This is a genomic window from Calditrichota bacterium, assembly GCA_014359355.1.
Taxonomy (GTDB): domain Bacteria; phylum Zhuqueibacterota; class Zhuqueibacteria; order JANLFK01; family Oleimicrobiaceae; genus Oleimicrobium.
Map to the genome: position 1 here is coordinate 1 of JACIZP010000175.1, position 4,507 is coordinate 4,507.

Annotated in this window: 4 protein-coding genes and 1 tRNA gene; all 5 read right to left on the reverse strand. The window is 61.9% G+C overall.

Translation table 11 applies throughout. The features are described from left to right. A partial coding sequence (locus tag H5U38_07385; GenBank protein ID MBC7186838.1) for a tetratricopeptide repeat protein occupies nt 1-425 on the reverse strand: 425 nt, incomplete at its 3' end. Between the two features lie 51 nt (nt 426-476). Further along, the gene (locus tag H5U38_07390; protein MBC7186839.1) at nt 477-1,391 is read right to left on the reverse strand and encodes an LPP20 family lipoprotein; all 915 of its coding nucleotides are present in this window, start codon (nt 1,389-1,391) and stop codon (nt 477-479) included. Nucleotides 1,392-1,555: 164 nt separating this feature from the next. Continuing rightward, nucleotides 1,556-1,628 (reverse strand) — tRNA-Gly (locus H5U38_07395). Nucleotides 1,629-1,684: 56 nt separating this feature from the next. Continuing rightward, a complete protein-coding gene (miaA, locus tag H5U38_07400) occupies nt 1,685-2,650 on the reverse strand; it encodes a tRNA (adenosine(37)-N6)-dimethylallyltransferase MiaA (protein MBC7186840.1) in 966 nt (321 codons plus the stop codon). A gap of 18 nt (nt 2,651-2,668) precedes the next feature. Continuing rightward, entirely contained in the window at nt 2,669-4,402 is a 1,734-nt protein-coding gene (gene mutL, locus H5U38_07405) for a DNA mismatch repair endonuclease MutL (GenBank protein ID MBC7186841.1), read from the reverse strand. Nucleotides 4,403-4,507: the final 105 nt, after the last annotated feature.

A 4,507-nucleotide genomic window follows, 5' to 3' on the forward strand; every position in this document is an offset into this window, starting at 1 on the left:
CTTGGATACTGCTCGGCTGCCTTCTTGAACTCCTTGACCGCCTCCTCCATCCAGTCATCGCCTTTGCGACGCATGGTGATGATGCGCCCCTTAATGACGCGCGCCTCAAGGGAGTTCTTGTTCTTGGCGAGAGCTTGGTCAACCAGCTCCATCGCCTTTTGGAAGTCCTGTTTGGTGGCGTGGACCAAGGCCAGGCCGGCGTAAGCTTCGGCGTACTTCGGGTCCAGTGACTTGGCGCGCTCGAACTCCTGCACGGCCAAATCGAGATTGCCGCGGTCCAGCTCCCGCATGCCCTGGTTGAAGTGGTTATCCGGCGTGTCCAACACCGACTTGGGCTTGATTGCCTTCGGGCCGCACCCCACAAGCCAGAGGACAAGCACGCTTGCCAGCAGCGTTGCGACGAACTTTAGACTTCTGTTCTGCATAGTGCTCTCCTTGCAGCAAAGGCCCAACGCTCCGTCGACGCACCGTGGCGATCAGTCGACGACGAACATCACCCGACACTTGTCCAGGAAGCTCTGGGTGCTGGAAGCCGCATGGATGGCGGCCGCATCGGCGTTGGAGATGACCACGTCTGCCTTGTTGGCACCCGTCGCCTTGATGGCCTTGACGATGAGAGGATTGTTGGTCACGCGCTCGTTGCTGCGAGCCCGGTTGACGTCTTTGTCGTAGCCGACCATGCCGATCTGCACGGCCCAATCCCTGCTCACGAACTTGGAGCCGTATACTTCCTGGCCGTTCTCATCGAGCACCTTTGGCGCCATGGCCGGACGCACGCCCAGGCCCTTAGTGTCGATGATCAAGCCCGTGTACGGTCCTACTCCGGCTGTCGGTGCCTGCGCGCCAGGTGCTCCGGGCTGGATCAGCTGCACTCCCGGTGGTACCGGTTTACCGGCGGGCCAGGGTTGGCCGCACACCGGGCAGAGCGGCTGAGCCGCCCCGGGGTACACACCGCCACCTAATTGAGCCGGCAACAAGACGTCCGCCAAAGCGCCAGTGAGGGGCATCTCCACGGTGACCTCCACGTCACCAGTGGACATGTACTTGGTGTCCACGATGGTGAAGTTGCGCAGGACGCCCTGCACGCGCGTGTTGATGACGTCGTTTTCCACCATGGCGTTGCGGACGGTCACTTCCGAGGTAAGCTGAACCCCTTGCACTGCTTCGAGAAGATTGCGGAAGGCGGCGCGCTTGGCTGCTTCGATAGCCCCTGCACGCTGTGCTGCCAGGGGGTGGTCAGGATTCGGTGCCCCAATGCCGGTGGCACGCACGACTTGCCGACTCCAATCGACATTGCCTGCCGCGCCCACAGCCTGGGTGACGTACTGTCCCCACGCGAGCGTCGCGCACGCCACCAACACGCACACGAACATTGCACGGACCGCTCTCATAGTGCTCCTCCTTCACAGCTGGTTCCAAAGCTTTACCCGCCACCGGTGTGGCCACAGCTGGCAGCGGCCCCACCTCTACCAATCTTCACCAGTGCAAATTATACCATTGGAGCAACCCCAGGCGTGACGGCGGTCACAATAGCTGTGTCCCACAAAAAAAATAGAGCGAATGACGGGATTCGAACCCGCGACAGCTGGCTTGGGAAGCCAGTGCTCTACCAGCTGAGCTACATTCGCCTCTCAAGAGATATCCAGTTTTTTCGCCTATAAAGATATAGGATTTTTTGCAAATGTCAAGAGGAAAATTCCGCAATGCACCGCGCGACGACTTGCTCCACCTGGCGCTCCGCCTGGGCAAGCCCCTCGGCCTCGTTCACCTCCAGCCATTGTATGCGGGCATCGCGGCGGAACCAGGTCATCTGCCGCTTGGCATAGTTGCGCGTGTGCTGCTTAATCTGGACCACCGCTTCCTCCACTGACAGTTCCCCCCTGAGGAAGGCGAACATCTCCTTGTAGCCCACGGTGCGCAGGCTGATGAGACGCTCGTCATAACCCATTGCCAGCAACCGGCGGACTTCTTCTTCCAACCCTTGGGCCATCATCTCGTCCACACGCCGTTCTATGCGTGCGTACAGCTCTTGCCGCGGCCAGCGCAGGCCGAGGAAATGCCAGGCGAAGGACTGCTCGGGTCGATGGCGTGCCTGGTGCAGCGAAATCGGCAGCCCGGTGGATTCGTACACCTCGAGGGCGCGGATGATACGCTGGGCATCATTGGGATGGAGGCGGGCAGCGCTCACAGGGTCGACCTCTGCCAGGCGATGCCAGAGTGCCTGCACGCCAAGGTCTTGCGCTTCCTGGCGCAGCCGCTCGCGGAGGGTCAAGTCGGTGATCTTTGGCCCGAACAGGCCGTCCGCCAGCGCCTTTATGTAGAAGCCAGAACCACCCACCACAATGGGGAAGCGCCCTCTGGCCAATATCTCGGCGATGGCCGCCGCTGCATCGCGCGCATATTCGCCGGCGCTGTAGTACTCATCCGGCTTGCGAATGTCAATGAGGTGGTGAGGGACGAGGGCGCGCTCTTCCAAAGTGGGCTTGGCCGTACCGATATCCATGAACTTGTACACCTGCCGCGAGTCCGCCGAGACGATCTCGGCGCCCAGGCGTAGCGCCACATTGAGGGCCAGCGCGCTTTTTCCGGCAGCGGTGGGGCCGACGAGCACTGGTATGGTGACCCTTGCGCGGTCCACGCGACCCCTCATGCTGCCTCCCCTTGCAGGCTACCGTTGGAAGCGCCGGGCGAGTTCATCCAGCGAGATGTTGATGATGGTGGGACGACCGTGCGGACAGTAGTAGGGGTTCTCGGTGGCAAAAAGTTGGTCGATGAGCGCATTCATGGCCTCCACCGACAGTCGCTCCCCCGCGCGCACGGCTGCGTGACAGGCGTAGGAGCGAGCCACGCTCTCGCGCATCTCTATCCCGGAGCGGCGGTTCTCGCGGTACTCGTCAATCACCTCCAGCAAGAGGCGCGCCTCGTCGCTGCCCCGATACCCGGAGGGCACCCCCTCAATGACGACCGTCTGTTTGCCGAAGCTGCGAATGAGAAAGCCGAGCATTTCCAAGAAGGGGAGCATCTCCATCAACAGCTCATAGTCCTCCGCCGACAGCTGCACCGTCTGCGGAAAGAGAAGCTGCTGCGAGGAAGGCTTCGAGTTACCCAGGTCGCGCATTGCCTGCTCGAAGAGAATGCGCTCATGGGCGGCGTGCTGGTCGATGATGACCAGGCCGCTCTTGATCTCGGACAAGATGTACGTGTCGTGGAACTGCCACACATTGGGTCGTTCCGGCGCTGACGGCACACGGTGCGCAAGGCCCTCGTTTGCCGGTGCAGCCCCGCTTGAGGGACTGGAGGCCCGCCCCACCTCGGCGGGGGCGAAGAACTCCATGGGGAGAGTCACTTGCCGCCGTGTGCTCAATGGCGGGTGGTGGTCGCTGTGGGTCCGTGGTCGCGGCGGAGCTTCGGCGCGCTGCGTCAAGGCGCGGCGCACTGCCCCGCGCAGGAGGTCGTAGGCCAACTGCGCATCCGCCAACTTGACTTCCGTCTTGGTGGGGTGCACGTTGACGTCCACGCGGGTGGGGTCAATCTCCAGGAAGAGCACATACGTGGGGAACAGGCCCCCCGTGACGCTCTCGCCGTAGCCTGCCATCACCGCATGGTTGAGGGCGCGGTCGACCACGTAGCGGCGGTTGAGAAAAAGATACTGGTTTCCGCGCGACTTGCGGGCTTCTTCTGGTTTGCCGACCATGCCGTAGATGCGCAAAACCGAGCCCTGGTCTTCGACGGGCAACATCGTCCCAGCGGTGTGGTCGCCGAGCACAGCCGCAATGCGTGCCTGCAGACTGCTGGGTTGCAGGGCAAAGACTTCCACGTCGCCGTTGACCAGGGAAAAGCCGACTTCCGGAAAGGCGAGGGTGAAACGAGTGAGCACGGTGAGGATATGGCGGTACTCGGTCTCGTCGGAGCGAAGGAACTTGCGCCGTGCCGGCGTGTTGTAGAACAGGTTCTTCACCGCCACCGAGGTCCCCTTGCGGAAAGCCTCCTTGCCGACCTCGACCATTGTCCCACCCTCGACCCGCACCACCGTACTCTCGCCTGCGTCTTCCTCAGCGGTGCGCAGTTCCACCCGCGCCACCGAGGCAATGCTGGCTAAGGCCTCGCCGCGGAAGCCAAGGGTCGTGATGCTCTCCAGGTCAGCAGCAGTGGCAATCTTGCTGGTGGAATGTCGCTGAAAAGCCAGCGGTGCATCCTCGGGGCTCATCCCACAGCCGTCGTCGATCACCTGCACCAGGAGCTTACCGCCGCCCTTGATGATGATGTCTATCTGGCGGGCGCCTGCGTCCAAGGCGTTTTCCACGAGCTCTTTGACCACCGACGCCGGGCGGTCAACCACCTCGCCGGCGGCAATCCTGTTGGCCACATGCTCGGGCAGCACATGTATGCGGTTTTGAGGCATATTCTTTCGTTGGCTCTTCTCGCTTCTGTGGCTTTGGAAATCTATCGAATTCGCCCACCATTTTCAAGGACAATTTCGCGCACACCTGGAAGGCTCGGTTGCGCT